Raw genomic sequence first — 24,041 nt, forward strand, 5'->3', positions numbered from 1 at the left:
GCGAAACCGGGCGCGACAGGAAGGAGACGGCCTCGATCAGCACCATGAAGGGCAGGAGCCACCCAGGCACGCCCGACGGCACGAACAGGCCGAAGAAATGGCTGCCATGCTTCACGATGCCGTAGATCACCACGATGCTGATCACGAGCAGCGCAAGCGCGGCGGTGACGATGATCTGGCTGGTGACGGTGAAGGAGCCGGGCAGAAGGCCGAGCAGGTTCGAGGCCAGCACGAACATGAACAGCGAGAACACGAAGGGGAAGAACTTCAGGCCTTCCTTGCCCATCACGCCCGTCATGGTCGCGGCGACGAATTCATAGGCCATCTCGGCGAGCGACTGCAGGCGGCCGGGAACGACCGAACGCTGGCTCGAGCCATAGATCATGATCGCGGAGACGACGGCGAGGACGATCACCATCCACAGCGAGGTGTTGGTGAAGGAGAGGTCGATGCCGAACGGCTTCAGCTCCACGATCGGAGCGATGTGGAATTGGTGGATCGGATCGATTCCGCCGCCGGCCGCCATTGTCTCGTTCCTCGTCGCGCGGCCGGTAGAGCCGCCTTTCGATCAATTCGCTTTCGGGCCGCCCTTCGACCCGGAGGTCGGACGCGAACCGAGCCGATAGACGGATCTGAAGCCCGCGATGGCACCGATCACCAGGAAGGCGATCAGCAGGAACGGGGACGTTCCCAGCCACCGGTCGCCGAGGTACCCGATCAGGGCGCCTGCGATGATGCCACCTGCGAGATCCGTCGCGGCGCGAAAGCCTGAAGACATCGCGCCCGCAAGCGCCTTGTCTTCTCCAACCGGGCTCGCGCCCGGCCTTTCGCTCTCTTCCGCCCGCTTGATCGCGGACTTCAGCGAGCCCAGTCTTGCGCGCAACTCCGAGTCTGAGGCGTTTGGGTCGGGTTCGGACATGGTCTTGGTTCTCCATCTTGATCGCGTTTATGCCGCGATCCCGCGAAAAACCACTATAACCACGACCAAACCCGCGCATCGAGCCGTCGTCAGCACGGCCTCCTTTATTGGCAGCCCCCCGCGCTGTCAAGGCAGGTGGATAATGTCTAACGCATTGGAATATATATAAATTCTGGCAAAGTGCGACAATCTTGCCGCATTGCGGGACCGAATGTGGCATTTTTTCAGCGGGGCGCGGCCAATCTACGACCTGTTTCTGGGGATGATCGGGCTGCTCGGCGCCCGCTTATCCCGCCTCGCGGATGCGTTCGGCCGTGGCCAGGTCGACCGAGACCATCTGGCTGACCCCGCGCTCGGCCATCGTCACCCCGAAGAGCCGCTCCATCCGCGCCATCGTGATCGGGTTATGCGTGATCAGGATGAAGCGGGTTTCGGTATTGCGGGCCATGTCGACGAGCAGGTCGCAATAGCGCTCGACATTGGCGTCGTCGAGCGGCGCGTCGACCTCGTCGAGCACGCAGATCGGCGAGGGATTGGTCAGGAACACCGCGAAGATCAGCGCGGTCGCGGTCAGCGCCTGCTCGCCGCCGGAAAGCAGCGTCATCACCTGCGGCTTCTTGCCGGGCGGACGGGCGAAAATCTCGAGCCCCGCATCGAGCGGATCTTCCGAATCCACCAGTCGGAGTTCCGCCTCACCGCCGCCGAAGAGCACGCCGAACAGCCGCTGGAAATGGCCGTTGACGACGTCGAAGGCGGCGATCAGGCGTTCCCGTCCTTCGCGGTTGAGCGCGCCGATGGCCTGTCGCAGGCGGCGGATCGCCTCGGTCAGGTCGTCGCGTTCGCCTGAAAGCCCTTCGCGCTTGGCCTTCACCTCGGTCAGTTCGTCCTCGGCACGCAGATTGACGGCGCCGAGCCGCTCGCGTTCGCCCTTGAGATTGGCAAGCCGCCGCTCGATCGCTTCGGGTTCCGGAAGCGCGTCACCAGCCTTGATTCCGGCGATCGCTTGCAAACCGTCGAGCCCGGTATCGAGACCGTCCTCGATCTGCCGGATGATGTCGCCAACGCGCTGACGGGCTGCCTCCAGCCGCGCTTCGGCCGAGGCGCGGCGCTCGCGAGCGCTCGACAGGCCTTCCAGTGTGATGCGCGCCTGCCGGTCGGCCTCCGCGAGCGTGGTTTCACCCGCAGCCAGCTTGTCGGCAGCTTCCCGGCGCGCGCCTTCCGCCTGCTCGATCTCTGCGACGAGACGCCGCCGCTCGGTCAGGAAGGTGTCGGGCGCTTCGAGAAGCGTCTTCTGCTCGGCGCTGGCGGCCTCGATTCGCCGCCGTGTCTCCTGGCCAGTCTGGAGGCTGGCGGCGATACGCTGCTTCCAGGCCTTGATATCGGCGGCGATGGCGTCGCGGCGGCGGGCGCGCAGGTCAGCCTCGCGCGCCAGGGTCTGGACCTGCGCCCGTGCATCGGAGGCGGCTGCGCGGGCCTGACCCAGCAGCACGCGGGCCTTGAGCAGGGTGTTCTCCAGCTCTGCGGAGGCGGGCAGGGCGGAAAGCCCGTTCTCTTGCGCCGTAACCTGCTGCCCGGCTTCGGATACCGCTTGGCCGAGCCGCTTGATCGCTTCGGCCAGTGTCGAGCGTTTGACCAGCGTCTCGGCCGCCTTGCGTTCCGCAGCGGTCAATTGCTCGCGGGCCTGGTCGACGCCGCGCCGTGCTTGCCGTGCGGCTTCGATTGTTGCGGTTTCGGCCTGCGCCGCTTGTCTTGCCTCGGCGCTCACCGCTTCCAATGTGCGGCGCGCCGCTTCCGCCGCCTCTCGGGCCGCTTGCGAGACGCGTTCAAGATCAGTGAGGCGATTCTTCTCAGACAGCCGTCGCGCGGCAGGCGAGGGAGCGTCGGCAGCACTCGTGAAGCCGTCCCAGCGCCAGAGATCGCCGGCTTGTGAGACCAGGATTTGGCCTTGCTTTAAGGCACGTCGCAGGACTTCACCCTCGTCAGGCGTGACGACGCCGATCTGCGCCAACCGGCGGCGCAGAGCCGCGGGAGCCTCGACATGGGCGAGCAACGGATCGGCGCCCGCGGGCAAGGCCGGATCGTCGCCGCCTTCGCCGGTATCGTCCCAATGGGCGGGGGCGGTCGCCTCGGTCGAAGCGTCGAGGTCATCGCCGAGCGCGGCGCCGAGCGCGATCTCATAGCCCTTGGCGACGCTGACCGCTTCGAGGACCGCTGGCCAGCGATCGCCCGCGGCTGGTGCAAGCAGTTTGCGCAGCGTGCCGATCTCGGTGTCGAGGCGCTGCGCCCGGCGTTCAGCCTCGGCGAGGGGGCCGCGCTGCCCGGCTTCGCGCTCGCGTGCCGAGGCTACGGCAGCACGCGTAGCTATGACATCGGCATCGGCGGATTTCAGCGCCTTCTCGGCGGCGATCAGCGCTTCGCGCAGTTTGTCGAGCAGCGTCTTCGCATCGGAGGCGTCGAGGGTTTCCAGCTCACGACGCAGCTTGTCGCGTTCGGCGCCGGCACGATCCTGCCGCTCGCGCGCCTCGCGCAGCGATCGTTCCAGGGCTCCGCGTCGCGCGGCGAGATCAGACAAGGCGCTCTGCGCGGTAACCTGCTCGGCCTCCGCGGCAGCGAGCGCGGCCTCTGCCACGCGTTGCGTGGCGGCCGCAGCTTCGGCGCCCGATCCGGCGCCGTCGCCTTCCAGGGCGAGCGCGGCATCTTCCTCCGCCAGCCGGGCGAGGCTTTCGGAGGCATCGCGCCCGACGTTTTCCTGTCGCGACAGGTCGGCCTGCAATTCGGCAAGGCGCTTCCCAAGTTCCTCGGCGCGCTGGCGGGCGCGGCGATTCTCGGCTTCGAGCTCGTCCAGCCCGCGCTTCAATCGCACCAGGGCGGCGGCGGCCGTCGCCTCGCCCTCGCGCAAGGCCGGCAATTCATGGGCGGCGATAGCCTGCCGCTTCGCAGCCTCGGCCTGGAGCCCGGTCTGGTCGGTGACGCCGCGCACCGCCTCTTCCAGCACATGCGATGCCTGCGCCTCCTGGGCGCGGGCGTCATGCAGGGCGATGACGGCGAGCGTCGCCTCGGCCCGGCGGATATCGGAGGCGAGGCTGCGATAGCGCCCGGCCTGCCGCGCCTGACGCTGCAGGGCGTCGATCTGCCCGTCGATCTCGCCGAGCACGTCTTCGAGTCGGGTCAGGTTGTCCTCGGCCCCGCGCAGGCGCAGCTCCGCCTCGTGGCGGCGGCTGTGCAGGCCGGCGATGCCGGCGGCATCCTCCAGGATGCGCCGGCGCGATTGCGGCTTGGCCGAGATGATCTCGCTGATCTGCCCCTGCCGGACGAGGGCCGGCGAGCGGGCTCCGGTCGCCGCGTCGGCGAAGAGGAGCTGCACGTCCTTGGCCCGGACCTCCTTGCCGTTGATGCGGTAGGTCGAGCCTTCCTCGCGCTCGATCCGGCGCGTGACCTCCAGAACGTCGGTTTCGTTGAAGGCGGCAGGCGCCTTGCGATCGCTGTTGTCGAGGGTGAGCGAGACCTCGGCCATGTTGCGAGCCGGGCGCTCGTTCGAGCCGCCGAAAATGACGTCGTCCATCCCCGAGCCGCGCATGTTCTTGAACGAGCTTTCGCCCATCACCCAGCGCAAGGCTTCGACGAGATTGGACTTGCCGCAGCCATTGGGCCCGACGACGCCGGTCAGTCCGGGTTCGATCGGAAATTCGGTCGGCTCGACGAAGGTCTTGAAGCCGGCGAGCTTGAGACGCGTCAGGTGCATGGCTGCGCCTCGCCGGCTTGAAAAAACTCAGCCCCCGTCCCGCGAAAAGCCGCCGTATGGCTTCCTGGGATGAGGGCTGAAGTGAATGTCGCGCTCAGGGCGCGCGAGCGGAAAACCGCCGCCTCAATTGCCGATGAGCGGCTCCAGGATCTTGTCGAACTCGGCGATCGTGAGCGCACCGGAACGCTTCTGCCCATTGATGAAAAAGGTCGGCGTCGAATCCACGCCAGCCTTGGCCCCGCCATCCTTCACCACCGTGACCGCGTCATAGATATCCTGGCGTTTCAAGCAGGCTTCGAAGGATTCCTGTGTGAAACCGGCCTGCTTCACCAGCGACGACAGGGCATCGACCGGCTTGTCGGTGAAAGCCCAGTTCTTCTGCTGCGCGAAGAGCAGGTCCGTCATCGGGTAGAACTTGTCGTTGCCGTTGCAGCGGGCAAGCATGAAGCCGGCGGTCGCCAGCGGATCGAGCGGGAACTCGCGCAGCGTGAAGCGCACCTTGCCGGTATCGACGTATTTCTTCTTCAGCTCCGGCCAGGTCGTCTCGTGGAAATGCGCGCAATGCGAGCAGGTCATCGAGGCATATTCGACGATGGTGACCTTGGCGTCGGCCGGGCCGAGCCAGACATCGCCCAGCGGGCCGGCATCGGGCAGCTTGGTCTGGGCTCGCGCGGCGGTGCCGCCGGCGAGCGCGGCAGCGGCGATACCGGCTGCGCCGGTCAGGAGCTGTCGCCTGTTCGTCATCGTAAGGGATCCTCGAAGGGTCAAAGTGGCTTGGAGCTATAGAGACCGGTGCGATTGTGGCAAGAGCGCATCGTGCCGCGCGCCGCACCGCTCACGAAGCCGTGTCGTCGCCTTGCGTTTTCGTGCGGAGGGCTACCGCCCGGCCGAGCCGGGCCAGCGCCTCCCGTAGGCCTTCATCGGCGACGCCGGCGACCTGCGCCTCGACACGCGCTGCGGTTTCGCTGTCGAGCTTCGGTACCGGCTTCTGCGTAACGAGCGGAGCGACCGGCCCTTGCTTGAGCACGAGCTTGCCGACGGCGCGCCAGCCGAGATGGGTGTTGACGCGCTCGACCAGGATCGGCCCGAGCTGCTGCATCTCCAGCGCGAAGGCGCTCTCGACCCGCACGACCATGGTCGCGGGCTCGGAAGCCTCGCCCGGAGCCGGTCGGCGGCGCGGCCAGTCGATCTTGAGCGGGCGCGAGCGCGCAGCCAGCCGCTCGCCGACGATCTCCGGCCAGAGCGAGACGATGGCACGCCCCGCGAAGCCCTGGGCGGCGAGCGCGGGCGCGATGCAGTCGTCGATCAGCTCAGCGAGGGGTTTGGCGGACATGGTTGCATTGTCGGCGCGATGGCCCTGTCTTACAAGGCCAGTGATCGCGGTGGCGGCTTGGTTGGGGGATGGCGGGATGCGTGGAATGCTGCTCGGACTTTGCGCGGCGATGCTTCTCGTCGCGCCAGTCTCGGCCGTGGAACTGTCGCAAAAGGGACCTGCGGCACTGATCAGCGGCGCGATCAAGGATGGTGACCAATTCAAGTTGCGGGAGTTCCTTGCCCGGCCCGAAGCAACCCAGATCAGGACCGTTTATCTCGACAGCCCCGGAGGCCAGATCGATCCGGCTCGTGAAATGGCGCGGCAGATTCGCGAGAAGGGCTATGCGACCGCCGTCGATGCGGCTCGCGGGCGCTGCGAGAGCGCTTGCACAGGCCTGTTCGTCGCGGGCTCGCGGCGGCTGTACCTGAACGCGGGTGCCATCAGTGACGGCGAGGGCAAGACCAAGCGCGGGCTCGGCTTTCACGAGGGCAACAGTTCGCAGCGTGCTGGCGGGCGCGGCTATTCCGGTGGCGCGACATCCAGCATGGTCAACATCTACTACGAGATGGGCGTGCCCGGTGCCGCTTCGCTCATCACGAAAGCGGCCTTCAACAGCATGTACCATATTTCGGCGCAGACGGCGCTGTCGCTGGGCATTGCGACGGGGCTGTCCGGCCCGTGAGCACGGCCCGTGCCACTGATCTTCTTGCCTGGTACGACCGTCATCGCCGGGCGCTGCCCTGGCGTGCCCGCGCGGGCGAGCGGCCCGACCCATACCGCGTCTGGGCCTCCGAGATCATGCTGCAGCAGACGACGGTCACGGCCGTGAAGCCCTATTACGAGCGCTTCATGGCGCGCTTCCCCACTGTAAAGGCGCTGGCCGAGGCGCCGTCCGAAGAGGTCATGCAGGCCTGGGCCGGGCTCGGGTACTATTCCCGTGCCCGCAATCTCCATGCCTGCGCCAAGGCGGTGATGGAGAGGCATCGCGGCGGTTTTCCCGACACCGAGGAAGGCCTGCGCGCGCTGCCGGGCATCGGTGCCTATACCGCCGGCGCGGTCGCTGCCATCGCGTTCGACCGGCCGGCGGCGGCCGTCGACGGCAATGTCGAGCGCGTCATGAGCAGGCTCTTCGCGATCGAGGATGAATTGCCCGGCGCCCGGCCTTTGATTCGCGAGAGGGTTCTGGCGCTGCTGCCGCCCGGCCGGCCGGGCGATTTCGCCCAGGCTCTGATGGATCTCGGCGCCACGATCTGCACGCCGCGCAATCCGGCCTGCGGCCTGTGCCCGTGGCGCGAGCCCTGCCGGGCGCGGATCGCCGGCACGCAGGAGAGCTTTCCACGCAAGGCGCCGAAGAAGGCCGGTGTCACGCGCTATGGCGCGGCCTTCGTGCTGACCCGTTCCGATGGCGCCATCCTGCTGCGCACGCGGCCGGCCAAGGGGCTGCTCGGTGGCATGGCCGAGGTGCCGACTAGCGAATGGCGTGCCGATTACGAGCTCGACGGTGCCGCGCAGGACGCGCCGCTGCCCCTGCGCTGGAGCCAGGTCGCGGAGCCCGTGCGCCATGTCTTCACGCATTTTCCGCTGGAATTGACCGTGTTCACCGGCAGCACTCCGGAGCATGCGCAGGCTCCCGCCGGCATGCGTTTCACCAGGCTTGCCGATCTCGCTAGCGAGCCGCTGCCGAGCCTGATGGTGAAGGTGGTCGAGCGGGCCGGGCTCTACATCAATTCGAAGACGCGATAGGTCATCGTCGGCAGTTCGACGGACCATTTAAAATAGCCCTTCGAATAGATCTTGCCCCGGTTCGGCGGCCAGGGGTCGTGGATGCGCAGCGTCGTGCCGGTGCCGTCGGGATTGCCGTCGCCGCGCATGCCGACGATGACGATCATATGGCCAGGGCTGCCGCGGCCCGCCGTGTACTCGTCGACGCGCCAGAGCATGTCGAACATCAGCGGCCCGCGCGAGATGGCCTGCCTGAGCTGCTCGACCGACCAGGACTGCGGCGCGTTGCAGCGCAGCCTGTGGATGTTGCCGTAACGCTGTCCGGTCACGATCGCCTGGTCGCTTTCGGATGAGTTCAGCAAGCCGCCATCGGAGGCGATCATGTCCGGTGGCGTCTTGGCGATGATGATCGGTACGGTCGAATTCTTCATCATCGCCGTCGAGGTCGCCCAGCAGGTCGTGTTCGTGGGCTGTGCGATGAAGGAGACCTTGTGCAGGATCGGCGAGAAGGCCTCGGTGTCATAGAGGCAGGCTTGGGTCGCAGGCCCCGCCTGCCCATCGTCCACCAGCCAGTTCTTGCGCTGGAAGGCCAGGACCGCGTTGTGCGTGAAGGTGCCGAATTGGCCATCGGGCACGAGCTTCGGGATCGGCTTCAGCTTGGCGTTCAGCGCTTCCTGAAGCCTCCTGACCTCGGGGCCGCGGGAACCGTTCTTGAGGATCGTCGCCATGCTGCCGCCCTCGCTGTCATGCGTGCGAAGATGCCCGCCCCCGAGGCGAGGGCGCATCCTCTGAACGAATGAGAGAAGGGGGCGGGAGAGCGAACGGCGGCTCAGGCAGCCGCCATCTGCGCCCTGATCTCGCCGCGCAGCGCGTCGAGCACGGTGAGCCCGCCTTCGCGCTCGACATGCCAGAAGGTCCAGCCGTTGCAGGCCGGGAGTCCCTGCGCCAACGCGCCGACCTTGTGGATCGAGCCCACCGCCGGGCCGAGCAGCAGCGTGCCATCGGCCCGCACTGTGGCCTTGTAGCGGCGCTTCTCGTCATGGACGGTCTCGCCGGCCTTCACCAGCCCGGCCTCGACCAGGCTGAGGAACGGCACGCGCGGCTCGCTGCGCTTGGAGGGCGCGGCAGAGAACGCTTCCGGCGCCAGCGGCGTCACGGCAGCGATGCGCTCCCGCGCAGCCTTCGCGTAGACCGGATCGCGCTCGAGCCCGATGAAGCGGCGGCCGAGCGCCTTGGCGACGGCGCCGGTCGTCCCCGTCCCGAAGAACGGATCGAGGATGACGTCGCCGGGATTCGAGGCCGAGAGCAGCACGCGGGCGAGCAGCGCTTCCGGCTTCTGCGTCGGGTGCACCTTGGCGCCGTTGTCGTCCTTCAGGCGTTCGTCGCCGGTGCAGAGCGGCAGATACCAGTCCGAGCGCATCTGCAGGTCGTCATTGCCGCCCTTCAGTGCCTCGTAATGGAAGGTGTATTTGGAAGCTTCGCCGCGCGCCGCCCAGATCAGCGTCTCATGCGCATTGGTGAAGCGCCGGCCGCGGAAATTCGGCATCGGATTGGCCTTGCGCCAGACGATGTCGTTCAGCATCCAGAAGCCAAGATCCTGCAGCGTCGCGCCGACGCGGAAGATGTTGTGATAGCTGCCGATGACCCACAGCGCTCCGTCCGGCTTCAGCACGCGCCGCGCCGCCGAGAGCCAGTCGCGGGTGAAGCGGTCGTAGTCCGAGAACGAGGCGAACTTGTCCCAGTCGTCGTCGACGGCATCGACGAGGCTGTCGTCGGGCCGCCGTAGATCGCCGCCGAGCTGGAGATTATAGGGAGGATCGGCAAAGATCAGGTCGACGCTTGCCGGCGGCAGCGCGTTCATCGCCGCGACGCAGTCGCCGACGAGAATCTGATCGAGCGGCAGTTCCTGAGGAATGCCGATATGTTCGGGAAGGCTCCTGGCCTTCATCCGAGCCCCCAGTGCAGGCCGTCCGGTACGCGAAACCTGAATCCGGACGGGAGCACTGGCGGTCCCGGTACGCGAGATACCCATGACGCCAAGACCGTTACGCAACTTCAACGAGGCCGATATTGGTCAGACAGGGTAAAGGTCGGGTTTCCGCTTTGAAAAAAATGCGTCCCATTCTGGGGCTGCAATTTTTGCCTAGGCTATTGGCAATCAAAGGGAATTCGTAAACGGCGGTTAACGTCTCTGGTTGCCGTTGCGGCAGGTTTGCGATGGGCCCTTGATGAGGCCGGGAGCCGCATTTCCGTCATGGCGGGCTTATCCCGACCATCCAAGCCTTCACCATGCAAGGTGGTGTTCAAGACGTGGATGCTCGCCACACGGGCGAGCATGACGGGGTGATATACGGCCGAGCTTATGAAGGTCGGGTCGAGGCTACCTGCCATCGCGGAACGATGGGGAGAACGAGCGCTTCTACCGGAACCACACGCCCTTCACCGGCGCGAAGGAATAGCGATGCTCGGGGCAGGGGCCGTGCGCGGCGATCGCCTTGCGATGCTGCGGCGTCCCGTAGCCAACATGGCCGGAAAAACCATAAGTCGGGTAGAGCTTGCACAGCCGCGCCATCATCCGGTCGCGGGTCACCTTGGCGACGATGGAGGCCGCTGCGATCGAGGCGACCTGGCCGTCGCCCTGGACGATCGCCTCGCAGGAGCAGGCGAATTGCGGCGGGTCGTTACCGTCGACCAGGATATGGAGCGGTGCCAGCGGCAGGCCAGCAACCGCCCGGCGCATCGCCAGCAGCGTCGCCTGGCGGATATTGATGGTGTCGATCTCGATCGCCGTCACGCTGGCGACGGAGACCGCAAGCGCCTGCTCCATGATCTCGCCGAAGAGCTCCTCGCGGATCGCGGCCGGCAGCTTCTTCGAATCGTCGAGGCCGGCAGGCACGCGCTCAGGGTCGAGGACCACCGCCGCGGCCACTACCGGCCCGGCGAGCGGCCCGCGCCCGACCTCGTCGATGCCGGCCAGCGGCCACAGGCCGTTGGCGATGGAGGATGTCTCGCGGTGGAAGTGAGCGGGCATGGCGGGGTTATGCAGCAGGGCGCGACGCAGGGCCAGAGCGGTCTTCTGCTCGTCGCACGCGATAGCGCTTGAACGTCATGGTCGGGCCTGTCCCGACCATCCACGTCTTCCTTCGTGCAATGCGGTCCCAAGACGTGGATGCTCGCCACAAGGGCGAGCATGACGACGAGGGCCACGCAACTCCTCAAAACAGGCTCAACTGCGCCTTCTCCTTCTCCGGCTTCACGAAAAGATCGGTCCGCAGGCGGCGCCGCGTCGTGTTGAAGCCGATGCGCTCGGCTGCCATCTCGAAGCGCCGCCCGATCATCCAGGCATAGGGGCCGGAGCCGACCATGCGCTGGCCCCATTGCGAATCGTAGTCCTTGCCGCCCCGCGTCGACCGGATCAGCGACATCACATGCCGGAGCTTGTCCGGATGATGCGTCAGCAGCCATTCCTGCACGATGTCTCGGACTTCGAGCGGCAACCGGAGCAGGACATAGCCGGCTTCCTGCGCCCCCGCGGCTTTCGCGGCATCGAGGATGCGTTCGATCTCGTGCTCGTTGATAGCCGGGATGATCGGCGCCACCAGCACCGTGACCGGGATGCCGGCCTCCGAAAGTTTGCGGATCGTCTCCAGCCGCTTCGGTGGCGAGGCAGCGCGTGGCTCCATCCCGCGCGCGGTCTTGGGATCGAGCGTCGTCACCGAGAGCGCGACCTTGACCAGCCCCTTCTCCGCCATCGGCGCGAGGATATCGATGTCGCGCTGCACCAGCGCCGATTTTGTGACGATGCCGACAGGATGGTTGAACTTCGCCAGCACCTCCAGGATCTGGCGCATGATCCGGAGCTTCTTCTCGATCGGCTGGTAGGCGTCGGTATTGGTGCCGATTGCGATCGTGCGCGGCTGGTAGGACGGAGAGGAGAGTTCCTTCTCCAGCAGCGCCGCCGCATCGGGTTTGGCCGTCAGCTTGCTCTCGAAATCGAGGCCGGGAGACAGGCCGAGATAGGCATGGGTCGGCCGCGCGAAGCAGTAGACGCAGCCATGCTCGCAGCCGCGATAGGGATTGATCGAGCGGTCGAAGGAGATGTCGGGCGAGTCGTTGCGCGTGATGATGGTGCGCGCCTTCTCATAGGCGAGCTCGGTCGAGAACGGCGGCAATTCCTCGAGCGAGCCCCAGCCGTCATCCTCAACGACACGCTGCTCGGCTTCGTAGCGCCCGCCCGGATTGATCGTGGCGCCTCGCCCGCGCCGCCTGTCGGGATCGATGCGGTGCCCGGCATAGGCCATCGGATCGGCCGGGGCGACGACCGGCGCGGAGACGCTCGGCTCCCTGTCCAGCCGCCGCAAGGGCTGTGCCGTTGGGTAGGGCCGTGAAGTAGGTCTGGCCTGGGGCATGGCTTTCGAACCGGGTCGCGCGCCGGGAATCGACGCTCTCTGGTCTCATGTAGAGTGAACATAACAAGAACAAAAGGCAAGTGGCGGGATTGTGACATGCTGCGTTGCGGCATAGGATTTCGCTCATGCTCACAGCCGTGATCCGCAGCGATGGTTCCCAGCAGGCTCTCGCCGCGACCCTGGCCGTGCTGATTCCGGCGGTGGCGGAAGGCTTTCTCGGCCACGCGGTGCTCGTCGACACGGCGGGCTCGCCTGAGACAGAGCGGGCGGCCGACGCGACGGGCGCCCGTTATCTGCGCGCGAGCCATGAGCAGGCCTGGCAGGACGCGGCAGCGAAAGCTCGCGGCGATCGCCTCGTCCTGTTCGACGCCGGCGACGTTCCGCAGGCCCATTGGGTCCAGGCGGTGGAGCGCCATCTGCTGCTCGCGGCGAGCAAGCCAGCGCTGATTCCCTCACGCGGGGCCGCCGCGTCGCTGCGTGAGCGAATCGCGTTTTCCGTCGGAAGCCGCGGGCTCGCGGCAGGGCTGGTCATGCCCAAGGCGATGGCGCTGGCCGGCCGTCTCGACCAGGCTCCGGTGCGGTTGTCGGTCCTGCGGGAACGGGCGGGCTAAGCTGCTTCATTCCGATATTCGCTATGCCGGCTACGCATGGCTGGACGGATTTTGATCGGGAACTTGTGCATTGCAGCATAAGTTCATATGTTGACGGTCGCCTGAAGCACCTCCCTCAGACATCGAAAGGAGAGACCCATGCTGGAACGGCACGATTCCTGTTCTGCGCTCGAAGCGGAGCGCGACGAGGATAAGCGCGAGGAACAGCAGGAGGACGAGGATACGTTCTCGCCTCGCGTTCATCAGGAAGGATTCTGGAGCTAGGCGGCGGACTGGAAGCCGCGAAGGCTTCAAGGATCATCCGATGCTGAGCAAAGGGGCCTGATCGCCGAAGCGGTGGTCCGGCAGCTCCATGACAACAAGGCGGAGGGCTGAACGCAGCCCTCCGCACGGAATTCCGGGGCGTCGCAGGCCCTGCTACAAGACCTTCAGTTCCAGCGAACCCGAGGGCCTTCCCGCCGATGATCGGCATCACCTTGTGCACGAGATCAGAGGCGCCCCCATTCTGGCAATGGGTCGACAGGGCGTCCGCCTTGGAGGCGTCGTCCTCGATCCGGGCCTTGGGCTATCCGCCTCATCTCACTCTGGCGCGCTATGCCGGGAACTCCCCCGATGGGTTGAGCGGGGCGCTTGCGATTGTCGCGGAGGAGAGGCCGATCGCGCTGACCTTCGACCGAATCGGCCTGTTCGATGTCGATCCGCTGGTCTTATGGCTGTCACCGCGGAGCGACCGGCACCTGATCGATCTGCACGCCCGAATCCATGAGATCGTCGGCCCCGCGCTCTGCGATCCCTATTACCGGCCTGGGCAATGGACCCCGCATCTGACGCTCGCGACCGCTGTTCCCATGGAACGGCGCGAGAATGCCGTCGCCCTAACGGCTGAGAGCGTCGCGCCGTTCGAACTTGTCTTTGACAGGGTCGAGAGCGTTGCCTGGCCGCCGCTGCAGGTGCTGGAGACGGTGCAGCTCTGCAGCTGAGCGCGCCTCGCCTCGCGGGGCGCCCCGACTACACCGGATTGCGGAACGTATCGCAGCTTTGCATCGAGCCGGACTGGAAGCCGGTGGTGAACCACTTCATGCGCTGCGCCGAGGAGCCGTGCGTGAAGGAATCCGGCACGACAACGCCCTGCGCCGCCTTCTGCAGCTTGTCGTCGCCGATGGCGGAAGCGGTGCGCATCGCCTGGTCGATATCGCCTTGGTCGAGGCGGCCCATCGCCTGGATGTTATGGGCCCAGACCCCGGCGAAGCAGTCCGCCTGCAATTCGATCCTGACCGAGATCGCGTTCGCATCGCGCTCGGAGGAGCGCTCGCGCAATTGGTTGGCCTTGGGCAGGATGCCGATCAGGTTCTGGACGTGGTGGCCGACTTCGTGGCCGACGACATAGGCATAGGCGAAATCGCCGCCGCCGCCGAGTTTGCGCTGCATCTCCTGGAAGAAGGACGTGTCGAGATAGACCTTCCTGTCGACCGGGCAATAGAATGGCCCCATCGCGGACTGCGCCGTGCCGCAGCCCGAACGGTCGACACCGGAGAACAGCACGAGCCGCGGCGGCTGGTAGCGGGTATTGGCCTGCTGCGGCAGGATCTTCGACCAGATGTCCTCGTTCTGCGCCAGCACGGCCGAGACGAAGCGGCCCATCTGGTCCTGCGGCGGGCCGGAGGATTGGCGTGTCTCCTGCGTCTGTTCGCGCCCGCCGATGCCGCCGATCAGTTCGGCGCCGCCGATGAGCAGGCGCGGGTCGATGCCCAGTGCCCAGCCGAGCAGGCCGAGCACCACCATCGTGCCGATGCCGACGCCGCCGCGCCCGCCGGGCATGCCGGCGAAGCCGCCGCCACTGCCGCGCCGGTCCTCGAGATTATCGGACTGGCGGTAATCTTCCCATTGCATGAAGGCATCCCCGGCGAAGCTCCCCCGCAATCTCGCCGGGAGATGCGGGGAACTCAAGTCGTCTTTGCAGGCCGCTCCTGAACGCGGGGTGAGCGTGGCGGTTCCCGCGTCAGGACTTCGGGTCGAGCGCTGCCTTCAGCGACCGCAGGTCGCGCCAGGCGAGGCGCTTGTCGAGGGGGCGGCGCAGCAGATAGGCCGGGTGCAGGGTCGCGATCGCCTGGATGCGCCGCGCGCCGGTGTCGTATTCTACCCATTTGCCGCGCGAGCGCAGGATGCCGGTGAAGCCGAGCAGGCCCTGCGCCGAGGGCCCGCCGACGCAGACCAGGATGTCGGGATCGGCGAGCTCGATCTGGCGCTGGATGAAGGGCAGGCAGATCGCGACCTCCTGCGGGGTCGGCGTGCGGTTGCCGGGTGGCCGCCAGGGCAGAAGGTTGGCGATATAGACGTCCTCTTTCCGGCTCAGCCCGATCGCGGCCAGCATGCGGTCGAGCAATTGCCCGGAACGTCCGACGAAGGGCAGGCCGATCCGGTCCTCGTCGGCGCCCGGCGCCTCGCCGACCATCATCACGCGGCCTTCCGGATTGCCGTCGGCGAAGACGAGGTTCTTGGCGGTGGCCTTGAGCGCGCAGCCTTCGAAACCGGCGAGCGCCGTCCTCAATTCATCGAGCGTGCGGGCCTCGCGGGCGAGAGCCTTGGCGCTGAGCGTCGCGTCGTCCGGGGCTGTGGCGGCCGCCGCCATCGGTCGTGCCGGCGGCGTAGGGCGGCCGGGCAGGGGGCGCAGGCGCGGCTGTCCGTTGTTGCCGGCGGGCGCCGGATCGGCGAAATGGTTACGCGGCGTCTCGTCGAGCGCTTCGGTCACGCCCATCTCGGCGTACCAGCTCAGCAACTCATAGGGATCGGGCGCGTCGGGGCCGACTGTATCGGACAGGCTCATCGGCGCATCCTATACCCTGCAGGGGCTCTTCGCGAGCCAACGCAGTTGCAAAATGGAACGGGCGCTTGGATAGAGGGGTTCCAGACTGAACGAAAGCCGGCATTGAACGAACCGGCGAAATAGTTCATATATAAACTATCATGCGGCGCGGTTGCTGAGGCGGAGGGCAGGATGGATCTCAAGGAAGCGCAGAGCGAACCGCGCGAGAGCATGGACTATGACGTCGTCATCGTCGGTGCCGGCCCCGCAGGCCTGGCCGCCGCGATCCGGCTGAAACAGCTCGACGAGAACATTTCCGTCGTCGTGGTCGAGAAGGGCGCCGAGGTCGGGGCCCACATCCTCTCGGGCGCGGTCATCGATCCGATCGGCCTCGACCGTTTGGTGCCGGACTGGCGCGACGATCCCGAGCGCCCCCTGACCACCGAGGTCAAGGAGGACATCTTCTATTTCCTGACGCAGCCGAACGGCATCCGCCTGCCGAACTTCGGCATGCCGTCCTTGATGAACAATCACGGCAATTTCGTCGGCTCGCTCGGGCTGGTCGCGAAATTCCTGGCGGCGCGGGCCGAGGCGCTCGGCGTCGAGATCTATCCGGGTTTTGCCGCCGCCGAGCTGCTCTTCAACGATGACGGCTCGGTTGCCGGCATCGCGACCGGCGACATGGGCATCGCCAAGGACGGCACGGTTTCCGAGCGCTTCACCCGCGGCATGGAGCTGCGCGGCCGCTATACGCTGCTGGGCGAGGGCGCGCGCGGCTCGCTCTCCAAGATCGCGATCAAGCGCTTCGCCTTGGATGAGGGGCGCGAGCCTCAGAAATACGGCATCGGCCTGAAGGAGCTCTGGCAGGTCAAGCCGGAGAAATTCCACAAGGGCCGCGTCCAGCACTCATTCGGCTGGCCGCTTGATAACGGCACAGGCGGCGGCTCCTTCCTCTATCATTTCGACGACAACCTGGTCTCGGTCGGCTTCGTCGTGCATCTGAACTACCAGAACCCGACGCTTTCGCCTTTCGACGAGTTCCAGCGCTTCAAGACGCATCCGCTGATCCGCGACACCTTCGAGGGCGCCAAGCGCATCGCCTATGGCTCGCGCGCCATCACCGAGGGCGGCTGGCAGTCGGTGCCGAAGCTGACCTTCCCGGGCGGCGCGCTGATCGGCTGCGCGGCGGGCTTCGTCAACGTTCCCCGCATCAAGGGCAGCCACAACGCCATCCTGTCGGGCATGCTCGCGGCTGAGAAGCTGGTGCCGGCGCTGCAGGCCGGGCGTCAGCATGACGAGGTCGTCGAGATCGAGAATAGCTGGCGCGACAGTGCGATCGGCAAGGATCTGAAGCGCGTCCGCAACGTCAAGCCGCTCTGGTCGAAATTCGGTACACTGGCGGGCGTCGTGCTCGGCGCCGTCGACATGTGGTCGAATCAGCTCTTCGGCTGGTCGCCCTTCGGCACGCTCAAGCACGGCAAGCCGGATTTCGCGACGCTGAAGCCGCTCGCCGATGTCACTCCGATCACCTATCCGAAACCGGACGGCAAGATCTCCTTCGACAAGCTCTCCTCGGTCTTCCTGTCCTCGACCAATCACGAGGAAGACCAGCCGGCCCATCTGAAGCTGGCCGACCCGTCGGTCCCGATCACGCGGAACCTGCCGCTCTACGGCGAGCCGGCGCGGCTCTACTGCCCGGCGGGCGTCTACGAGGTCGTCTATGAGAACGCGGAGACCAGGACCAATCCGCGCTTCGTGATCAACGCGCAGAACTGCGTCCACTGCAAGACCTGCGACATCAAGGACCCCGCCCAGAACATCACCTGGACGGTGCCGGAAGGCGGCGGCGGACCTGGCTACGCGAATATGTGATCGCCTGCGATTCGCGGTCCCGTGAGTCAAAAAAGGGCGCGCCGGCAGGCGCGCCCTTTGTCGTCAAACCGGGTCAAATCAGCCCTTGCGGACGATCTTGGCGACCGGCTTGGTCTCGTCCTTGGCGCAGCCGGCGACGAAGCCGCCGAGGAGCGCAACGGCGGCAATGCTCAGAATGATCTTCTTCATTGGAATGATCCCAGTAGAATCGCTGCGAGGACCGCAAGCGGATAAAATATAGGCCCGATATCCCTACGAGATGATTTCTGTTTCCGGGGCTCGGCCTCTTCGTCAGCGGGATTCCAGCGACTGTTGCGCGGCTGCTACGAAAGCGGCGCATTGCGTCGGGGGCCGGCTTGCCCGGCCGCCCGGAAACCGCCATCTTGGCAGCCTACGCGAAGCGATCACGGTCCGCTGGAAGAGTGCGCCCCGAGATGGTGAGGCCGCGGACCGAAGGAGAATGGCAGTCGTGACATTATTGAAGAAGGTGCGTGTCTCGGGCACGGCTGCTGCGCTGTCGCTGTTGATGTTCCTGCCAGCCATGGCAGCCGCCCAGGGCGCGACGCAGCCACGCGCGGCCGATTCGCTGGAACCGGGCGACAGCCTGGAAGGCAACTATCTTGCGGCGATCGTCGCCGGCGCGTCGCGCGATCTCGGTGCGGCTTCGGTCTATCTGCGCGAAGCGATCAAGGAAGACCCGCAGAACAACGACCTGACCGAGCGCGCCTTCGTCGCCTTCCTGGCCGACGGCGCCATGCCGGACGCCTTCCGGGCTGCTGACAAGCTGATCCAGCAGGACCCGAGCAACGGCCTGGCTCAGCTCGTCATCGGCATCCGCTCGATCAAGCAGAAGAGCTACCAGACCGCGCGCAACCACCTTCAGCGCGGGGGCAGGGGGCGCGCTGCCGATATCACCGCGACGCTGCTCTCGGCCTGGTCCTATCTCGGCTCGAACAATCCCAAGCGCGCCATCGATACGCTGGAGCGCCTGAAGGGCGAGCCCTCCTACAATCTCTTCCGCGACTATCATGCCGGCCTGATCCTCGACGCGGCGGGCCGCAAGGCCGATGCCGAGAAGCGTCTGAAATCGGCCTATGACGCCGAGAAGACCACGCTCCGGCTGGTCGACCTCTGGGCGCGCTTCCAGGCCCGCAACGGCGATTTCAACGGCGCTGCCGAGACCTATGCCGCCTTCGACCGTCTGCTGCCGAATCACCCGGTCATCCGCGAGGGCATGGCGCTCGTCGCCAAGAAGGAGGCGCCGCCGCGCCAGATCACGACGCCGCAGCAGGGCGCGGCCGAGGTGCTCTACGGCCTCGCCAGCGCCGGCAACCGCCAGGGCGACGAAGCCGCCGCGCTGCTCTACCTGCGCATGGCGATCTATCTCGATCCCGGTCATGATCTCGCGATCCTGACGCTCGGCGATATCCTGGAGCGCGCACGCCAGCCCGAGGACGCCGTCGCCGTTTACGACAAGATGCCGGCTTCCTCGCCGCTGCGTCCGAATGCCGAGATTCAGGCCGGTCTGGCCCTGGAGAACCTCGGCAAGCCCGACGAGGCGGTGAAGCATCTCGACAAGGTCATCGCGGAGCGCCCGGACGATGTCGACGCGCTCTCCGCGCTCGGCAACATCTATCGCTCGCGCAAGCAGTTCGCCGAGGCTGCGACCGCCTATGACAAGGCCATCGCCAAGCTCGCGTCGCCGGGCCGTGCCAACTGGGACCTGTTCTATTTCCGCGGCATCGCCCGCGAGCGCACCAACCGCTGGCCGGAGGCCGAGGCCGATTTGCGCAAGGCGCTGGAGCTCCTGCCCGATCCGCTCGGCCGCGAGCGCGCGCTGGTGCTGAACTATCTCGGCTATTCGCTGGTCGACAAGCATCTCAAGCTCGACGAGGCGCTCGACATGCTGCGCCGCGCCGTCGAGCTCAGGCCGCGCGACGGCTACATCATCGATTCGCTCGGCTGGGCCTATTATCGCCTCGGCCGCTATGACGATGCCTCGCGCGAGATTGAACGCGCTGCGGAACTGCGCCCGTCGGACCCCGTCATCAACGACCATCTCGGCGACGTCTACTGGCGCACCGGCCGTCAGCTCGAGGCGAAGTTCCAGTGGAACCATGCCCGCGACCTCAAGCCCGAGCCCGAAGATCTCGAGAAGATCCTGCGCAAGATCGAGCACGGCCTGAATGAGCCCTCGGCCAATGTCGTCGAGGGAACGAAGAAGGATGGCGGCTGACGCCCTCGCGCCGCCGGCCTGATGCCGTGGCTTTACCGCTGACGACGCGCGCCCGCGCCAAGGTCAATCTCGACCTGCGCGTGCTCGGCCGGCGCGCCGACGGCTATCACGAGCTCGAAAGCCTCGTCGCCTTCGCAGGCGTGGGTGACACGCTGTCGCTCGATCCCGGCGCTTCGCTGTCTCTCACCCTCGCGGGGCCAAGGGCGGAAGGGCTGACGGTCGATGACGGCAATCTCGTCCTGCGCGCTGCTCGCGCGCTCGCTGCCGCCCGCCCGGACCTGCGTCTCGGGCGCTTTCGTCTCGTCAAGCGTTTGCCGGTCGCCTCTGGCATCGGTGGCGGTTCTGCCGATGCCGCTGCCGCACTGCGCCTGCTCGCGCGCCTGAACGGCATCGCTCCGGGGGATTCGCTGTTGCGGGAGGTCGCCGCGGGCGTCGGCGCCGACGTGCCGGTCTGCCTCGATTCGCGGGCGCGATTGATGGCGGGTATCGGCGAGAAGCTTGGTCCGATGCTCAGGCTGCCGCCGCTCTTTGCGGTGCTGGTCAATCCGGGCGTGGGCGTCGAGACGGTTGCGGTGTTCCGGGCTCTGGGCCTCAAGGCTGGGGAGATGGTCTCGGAGGCACGCGCGACGAACATCGCGGCGCCGGCATTGGCGGCCGGGCTGCTCGATTACCTCAAGTCCACGACCAACGATCTCGCCGCGCCGGCACAGCGCGTCGCACCGGTCATCGACGAGGTCCTGGAGCGGCTGGCGGCGCTGCCGGGCTGCAGGCTGGCGCGAATGTCCGGCTCGGGCGCAACCTGCTTCGCGCTGTTCGACGACTGCACGATCAGCGCCGCCGCGGCGAAGGTGTTGCAGAGCGAGCGGCCGGGCTGGTGGGTCAAGCCGACCTTGCTCAGCTGATGAAGAGCGGGCCGTTCAATGCGCCCGCGCCACGCAGAAATCGACGGCGGCGTTGAGCGCCTGCTTCATCGGCGAGGCCGGGAAGAGGCCGAGCGCATCCTTCGCCATGCGCGCGTAATGCTCGGCACGGGCGATGGTGTCGTCGAGCGCCTTGTGCCGGCGCATGATCGCCTGCGCTTCTTCGAGGTCGCCGTCGCGGATTTCGCCATCCTGCAGCGTGCGCTTCCAGAAAGCGCGTTCCGCCTCGTCGCCCCGCCGGAACGACAACACGACGGGCAAGGTGATCTTGCCCTCGCGGAAATCGTCGCCGGTATTCTTGCCGAGCTTGGCGGCGACGCCGCCATAATCGAGCGCGTCGTCGATCAGCTGGAAGGCGATGCCGAGATTGAGACCGTAGCTGCGGCAGGCCGCGGCATCGGCCTTGGAGGAGCTGGCGATCACCGGCCCGACCTCGCAGGCCGCGGCGAAGAGCTCGGCCGTCTTGCCGCGGATCACCGAGAGATACTCGTCCTCGGTCGTCTTGGTGTTCTTGGCGACCGAGAGCTGCAGGACCTCGCCTTCGGCGATCACCGAGGCAGCCGTCGACAGGATGTCGAGCGCGCGCAGCGAGCCGACCTCGACCATCATCTTGAAGGCCTGGCCGAGCAGGAAGTCGCCGACCAGCACGCTCGCTTCGTTGCCCCAGAGCATGCGGGCGGCGAGCTTGCCGCGGCGCATGTCGCTCTCGTCGACGACATCGTCATGCAGCAGCGTGGCGGTATGCATGAACTCGACCGAAGCCGCGAGCTTCACATGCCCTTCGCCCTGATAGCCGCAGAGATCGGCCATTGCGAGGGTCAGCATCGGCCGCAGCCGCTTGCCGCCGGACGAGATCAGGTGATTGGCGACCTCGGGGATCATCGTCACGTCGGAGCCGGTGCGCGACAGGATCATCGCATTGACGCGCTCCATGTCCGCGCGCGTCAGCGCGACCAGCGGCTCGATGCTGGCCTGGCTCGATTCCCGTTCCTCGAGGGAGACGACGACACCCACTGGAAACACTCCGGGTCAGATCCTCACGCCGGGGCGGCGTCCCCGTCCCATGCCACAACCGTTGCATGGGACGCCAGCCCCCGCAAACCGGCGCGACGCCGCACCTTTGCGTGAAGATGGGTCTGAAGGGCTCCGGCTCTTGCGCGAAGCAGGCGGCTGGGCTCCATGGAACCATGCACGAACTCATGCGCACCAATGATTTGATTCTGCTCGGCGCGGTTGAGGCCCTGCTGGCCTCAGCCAATCTCGAATGTCTGATCGCCGATCAGCATATCAGCTCGCTGGAGGGCATGATCGGTGCATTTCCTCGCCGCCTGCTGGTGCGCGATGCCGATCGCAGGCGGGCAAGGGCCTTGCTGATCGAGGCCGGCTACGGATCAGAATTGCGCGATGAGTGAGATCGGGGCGGATTCGGCGCTGGGCGAGATCGTCGAGGATCGCGTGCTCGACGGCCGCTTGCGGCTGCTGCAGCCCCGCAAGGGCCACCGCGCTGGCAGCGACGCGATCCTGCTGGCTGCGGCCCTGCCGCAACTGGGGCAGGGCGCCTTGCTCGATATGGGCGCAGGTGTCGGCACGGTCGGCCTCGCCGCGGCGCTGATGCAGCCGGAGCTTCACGTCACGCTGTTGGAGCGCGACCCGGACCTCGTTACGCTGGCAGCACGCAATGCGATGCTCAATGATATCGCTGGCCGTGTGACGGCCGTTGCCGGCGATGTCACGGCGCGGGCAGCCATCCTGTCTGAATTGGGGCTCGCATCGGCTTCCTTCGATGCCGTTGCGATGAACCCACCCTTCTATCCGCCGGGGGGCAGCCGGGCTTCGCCGATCCCCAACCGCAAGGCGGCCCATGTCGCGGAAGGAGCGCTTGCGCCCTGGCTGCGAACGGCGAGACGCCTGCTCCGGCCGGGTGGGCATCTCGCGCTCATCCATCGGGTGGAGGCGCTGCCGGAGGTCCTGGCTGGTCTTGAGACCGGTTTCGGCGCAGTCGCGGTGCGGCCGGTGCATGCCTTTGCCGACAAGCCCGCGATCCGCATCATCGTCACCGCCGTTCTGAACAGCAGAAAGCCGGCAGCGTTGCTGCCGGCTTTCGTGATCAACGGACCCGATGGCCGCCTGACTCCGCTAAGCGATGCGGTGCATCGCGGCCGCGGGCGTCTGACGCCCGATTACCAGTAATAGGGCCGCGGGGCGTAGATCGGCGGAGCGAAAAGCGGCGGCGGGCCGTAATAGCGCGGGCCGTAGTAGCGGCGCGGGCCGTAATAGTAGCGCGGGCCATAGTAGCGCCGCGGCCCGTAATAGCGGCGCGGGCCGTAATAGTACTGGGCCTGCTGGACCATGCCTTCGCTGGCGACCATCGGAGCCGCGAGCGGGGCAGCGCCCACCGGAGCGGCCGAGGCGGGAGACATGGCGAGGCCGGCCACGCCCAGCGCGCCGGCGGTTGCCATCGTGACGATCAATGTCCGAAACATGAAAACCTCCATGAGATGGCGTCGGCAGCCTGTGCCGTCGGATGAAACGCCGCCCTTGGTGTGAGACCTTAGGGTCTCGAACCTGAATGGCGCGGGAGCACGCCGTTCAGCTTGCCTTCAGGGAATGGCCGCATTGCGGCCATGCTTCGCCGCGCTCAGCGGCAGACGCGCACCGGGCGGACGACCCAGCGCCAGCCGTTCCAGACGCGGCGGCCTTCGGTCCAGCAGCGCGGGCGGTAATAGGGGCGCGGACGATAGTAGCGGCGCGGGCCGTAATAATACTGGGCCTGTTCGATGAGGCCCGACCCGGCCTGCGCCGTCTGTCCAGCCGGCGCGGCGACCGGAGCCGCGGAGGCGGATGTCGCCATCAGGGCGCCGGCACCGAGCGCGGCGGCCGTCGCGGCGGCGAAAATGGTTGTCCGGAACATGGTGTTCTCCGTGGATGGTACCGCCGGCTATGCCGAGGGTTATCAAGTCGTCCCTGGCGGAACCCTAACCCCAAATGCGTGAACGGCGCGATACCGCGCCGTTCAGCTAAGCTTCATCTTGCGATGCGCTGGCCTCAGCGGCAGACGCGCACGGCGCGGCGAACCCAGCGGTGGCCGACCCAGACGCGGCGGGATTCGGTCCAGCAACGACGGACATGGGGGCGGCCCGGAGCGTAACGCGGCCGGCCATAATACTGGGCCTGCTGGATGAGCCCGGTCTCGGCGCCGAACGTCGTGCCGGCGGAAACCGGGGCCGCGGAGGCCGGGGCGCTGCTCATGGCGGCACCGAGCAAGGTTGCAGCGCCGAAGGCGGCGGCAATGATGCGGGTTGTCAACATGGGCTAGTCTCCTTGGTTGTGTGGCCGCTGGCCCCGTCAAATGCTCGCTCTGAACATCGCGAACCTGCGGTTGCCTTTATCGATATCAGGCCGGTTATGAACGAAATCTGTCCGCTTGTGGTTCCCGCCCGCGCTTGACCCTGGCCGACGCGAACTCTAATCACCGCCATCTCTTTGTTATCG

The 24,041-nt window shown here is 66.8% G+C and carries 25 protein-coding genes; 10 read left to right on the top strand and 15 right to left on the bottom strand.

Going from position 1 to position 24,041, the window contains the following annotated elements; genetic code table 11:
• The 5 genes from Q0Q36_RS14465 to Q0Q36_RS14485 form a co-directional block, all read right to left on the bottom strand.
• Positions 1-526 (bottom strand): F0F1 ATP synthase subunit A (locus Q0Q36_RS14465; RefSeq protein ID WP_293798893.1); only part of this gene is annotated, 526 nt, incomplete at its 3' end.
• A gap of 42 nt (positions 527-568) precedes the next feature.
• The gene (locus Q0Q36_RS14470) at positions 569-919 is read right to left on the bottom strand and encodes an AtpZ/AtpI family protein (RefSeq protein ID WP_293798894.1); all 351 of its coding nucleotides are present in this window, start codon (positions 917-919) and stop codon (positions 569-571) included.
• Positions 920-1,205: 286 nt separating this feature from the next.
• On the bottom strand, positions 1,206-4,661 hold the full coding sequence (locus tag Q0Q36_RS14475) for an AAA family ATPase (protein WP_293798895.1): 3,456 nt from the start codon (positions 4,659-4,661) through the stop codon (positions 1,206-1,208).
• Between the two features lie 123 nt (positions 4,662-4,784).
• On the bottom strand, positions 4,785-5,405 hold the full coding sequence (locus Q0Q36_RS14480) for a DsbA family protein (RefSeq protein ID WP_293798896.1): 621 nt from the start codon (positions 5,403-5,405) through the stop codon (positions 4,785-4,787).
• 91 nt (positions 5,406-5,496) lie between these two features.
• Positions 5,497-5,994, bottom strand: a complete 498-nt coding sequence (locus tag Q0Q36_RS14485; RefSeq protein ID WP_293798897.1) for a DUF721 domain-containing protein — start codon at positions 5,992-5,994, stop codon at positions 5,497-5,499.
• A gap of 85 nt (positions 5,995-6,079) precedes the next feature.
• On the opposite strand from Q0Q36_RS14485, the gene Q0Q36_RS14490 reads away from it, so the two are divergent.
• Together Q0Q36_RS14490 and mutY are read left to right on the top strand one after the other, a co-directional pair.
• Positions 6,080-6,658: a hypothetical protein gene (locus tag Q0Q36_RS14490; protein ID WP_293798898.1), complete on the top strand. Its 579-nt coding sequence runs from the start codon at positions 6,080-6,082 to the stop codon at positions 6,656-6,658.
• Positions 6,655-7,719, top strand: a complete 1,065-nt coding sequence (gene mutY / locus Q0Q36_RS14495) for an A/G-specific adenine glycosylase (RefSeq protein WP_293798899.1) — start codon at positions 6,655-6,657, stop codon at positions 7,717-7,719. Before Q0Q36_RS14490 ends, mutY begins: the two co-directional genes overlap by 4 nt.
• Here mutY and Q0Q36_RS14500 read toward each other — a convergent pair.
• The 4 genes from Q0Q36_RS14500 to Q0Q36_RS14515 all read right to left on the bottom strand — a co-directional run bounded on the left by Q0Q36_RS14500 (position 7,695) and on the right by Q0Q36_RS14515 (position 11,999).
• Positions 7,695-8,426 carry a papain-like cysteine protease family protein gene (locus tag Q0Q36_RS14500; protein WP_293798900.1) on the bottom strand — a complete coding sequence of 244 codons (732 nt, stop codon included), beginning with the start codon at positions 8,424-8,426 and terminating at the stop codon, positions 7,695-7,697. The genes mutY and Q0Q36_RS14500 overlap by 25 nt on opposite strands.
• A gap of 101 nt (positions 8,427-8,527) precedes the next feature.
• Entirely contained in the window at positions 8,528-9,646 is a 1,119-nt protein-coding gene (locus Q0Q36_RS14505; RefSeq protein ID WP_293798901.1) for a site-specific DNA-methyltransferase, read from the bottom strand.
• A 471-nt stretch (positions 9,647-10,117) separates the two neighbouring features.
• Positions 10,118-10,729 (bottom strand): ribonuclease HII, encoded by a 612-nt coding sequence (locus Q0Q36_RS14510; RefSeq protein ID WP_293798902.1) that lies wholly within the window; start codon positions 10,727-10,729, stop codon positions 10,118-10,120.
• A gap of 184 nt (positions 10,730-10,913) precedes the next feature.
• Positions 10,914-11,999, bottom strand: a complete 1,086-nt coding sequence (locus Q0Q36_RS14515; RefSeq protein WP_293798968.1) for a PA0069 family radical SAM protein — start codon at positions 11,997-11,999, stop codon at positions 10,914-10,916.
• 233 nt (positions 12,000-12,232) lie between these two features.
• Between Q0Q36_RS14515 and Q0Q36_RS14520 the strand changes: the two genes are divergently transcribed.
• From Q0Q36_RS14520 to Q0Q36_RS14530, 3 genes are all read left to right on the top strand, one after another.
• Positions 12,233-12,718 carry a hypothetical protein gene (locus Q0Q36_RS14520; protein ID WP_293798903.1) on the top strand — a complete coding sequence of 162 codons (486 nt, stop codon included), beginning with the start codon at positions 12,233-12,235 and terminating at the stop codon, positions 12,716-12,718.
• 138 nt (positions 12,719-12,856) lie between these two features.
• Complete coding sequence (locus Q0Q36_RS14525) at positions 12,857-12,982, top strand: hypothetical protein (RefSeq protein WP_265058305.1); 126 nt, start codon at positions 12,857-12,859, stop codon at positions 12,980-12,982.
• A 197-nt stretch (positions 12,983-13,179) separates the two neighbouring features.
• On the top strand, positions 13,180-13,698 hold the full coding sequence (locus Q0Q36_RS14530; RefSeq protein ID WP_293798904.1) for a 2'-5' RNA ligase family protein: 519 nt from the start codon (positions 13,180-13,182) through the stop codon (positions 13,696-13,698).
• Positions 13,699-13,726: 28 nt separating this feature from the next.
• Here Q0Q36_RS14530 and Q0Q36_RS14535 read toward each other — a convergent pair whose 3' ends face one another.
• Both Q0Q36_RS14535 and Q0Q36_RS14540 read right to left on the bottom strand, forming a co-directional pair.
• On the bottom strand, positions 13,727-14,608 hold the full coding sequence (locus Q0Q36_RS14535) for a neutral zinc metallopeptidase (RefSeq protein ID WP_265058307.1): 882 nt from the start codon (positions 14,606-14,608) through the stop codon (positions 13,727-13,729).
• Positions 14,609-14,717: 109 nt separating this feature from the next.
• Positions 14,718-15,542 carry a uracil-DNA glycosylase gene (locus Q0Q36_RS14540; RefSeq protein ID WP_293798905.1) on the bottom strand — a complete coding sequence of 275 codons (825 nt, stop codon included), beginning with the start codon at positions 15,540-15,542 and terminating at the stop codon, positions 14,718-14,720.
• A 171-nt stretch (positions 15,543-15,713) separates the two neighbouring features.
• Between Q0Q36_RS14540 and Q0Q36_RS14545 the strand changes: the two genes are divergently transcribed.
• From Q0Q36_RS14545 to Q0Q36_RS14555, 3 genes are all read left to right on the top strand, one after another.
• Positions 15,714-17,393 (top strand): electron transfer flavoprotein-ubiquinone oxidoreductase, encoded by a 1,680-nt coding sequence (locus Q0Q36_RS14545; protein ID WP_293798906.1) that lies wholly within the window; start codon positions 15,714-15,716, stop codon positions 17,391-17,393.
• 469 nt (positions 17,394-17,862) lie between these two features.
• Complete coding sequence (locus Q0Q36_RS14550; protein WP_293798907.1) at positions 17,863-19,629, top strand: tetratricopeptide repeat protein; 1,767 nt, start codon at positions 17,863-17,865, stop codon at positions 19,627-19,629.
• 26 nt (positions 19,630-19,655) lie between these two features.
• On the top strand, positions 19,656-20,531 hold the full coding sequence (locus Q0Q36_RS14555; RefSeq protein WP_293798908.1) for a 4-(cytidine 5'-diphospho)-2-C-methyl-D-erythritol kinase: 876 nt from the start codon (positions 19,656-19,658) through the stop codon (positions 20,529-20,531).
• Positions 20,532-20,546: 15 nt separating this feature from the next.
• On the opposite strand, the gene Q0Q36_RS14560 is transcribed toward Q0Q36_RS14555, so the two are convergent.
• On the bottom strand, positions 20,547-21,563 hold the full coding sequence (locus tag Q0Q36_RS14560; protein WP_293798910.1) for a polyprenyl synthetase family protein: 1,017 nt from the start codon (positions 21,561-21,563) through the stop codon (positions 20,547-20,549).
• Between the two features lie 65 nt (positions 21,564-21,628).
• On the opposite strand from Q0Q36_RS14560, the gene Q0Q36_RS14565 reads away from it, so the two are divergent.
• Together Q0Q36_RS14565 and Q0Q36_RS14570 are read left to right on the top strand one after the other, a co-directional pair.
• Complete coding sequence (locus tag Q0Q36_RS14565; RefSeq protein ID WP_367187176.1) at positions 21,629-21,961, top strand: DUF2007 domain-containing protein; 333 nt, start codon at positions 21,629-21,631, stop codon at positions 21,959-21,961.
• The gene (locus Q0Q36_RS14570; protein ID WP_293798912.1) at positions 21,954-22,739 is read left to right on the top strand and encodes a methyltransferase; all 786 of its coding nucleotides are present in this window, start codon (positions 21,954-21,956) and stop codon (positions 22,737-22,739) included. The genes Q0Q36_RS14565 and Q0Q36_RS14570 overlap by 8 nt, the downstream gene beginning before the upstream one ends.
• On the opposite strand, the gene Q0Q36_RS14575 is transcribed toward Q0Q36_RS14570, so the two are convergent.
• The 3 genes from Q0Q36_RS14575 to Q0Q36_RS14585 all read right to left on the bottom strand — a co-directional run bounded on the left by Q0Q36_RS14575 (position 22,730) and on the right by Q0Q36_RS14585 (position 23,858).
• Positions 22,730-23,032, bottom strand: a complete 303-nt coding sequence (locus Q0Q36_RS14575) for a hypothetical protein (RefSeq protein WP_293798914.1) — start codon at positions 23,030-23,032, stop codon at positions 22,730-22,732. The two genes, Q0Q36_RS14570 and Q0Q36_RS14575, sit on opposite strands and share 10 nt — an antisense overlap.
• A 155-nt stretch (positions 23,033-23,187) precedes the next feature.
• Complete coding sequence (locus Q0Q36_RS14580) at positions 23,188-23,460, bottom strand: hypothetical protein (protein ID WP_293798916.1); 273 nt, start codon at positions 23,458-23,460, stop codon at positions 23,188-23,190.
• A gap of 134 nt (positions 23,461-23,594) precedes the next feature.
• Positions 23,595-23,858 carry a glycosyl hydrolase family 5 gene (locus Q0Q36_RS14585; RefSeq protein ID WP_293798917.1) on the bottom strand — a complete coding sequence of 88 codons (264 nt, stop codon included), beginning with the start codon at positions 23,856-23,858 and terminating at the stop codon, positions 23,595-23,597.
• Between the last annotated feature and the right edge of the window lie 183 nt (positions 23,859-24,041).

Source organism: uncultured Allobosea sp., assembly GCF_945957345.1.
In the GTDB taxonomy this organism is placed as follows: Bacteria; Pseudomonadota; Alphaproteobacteria; order Rhizobiales; family Beijerinckiaceae; genus Allobosea.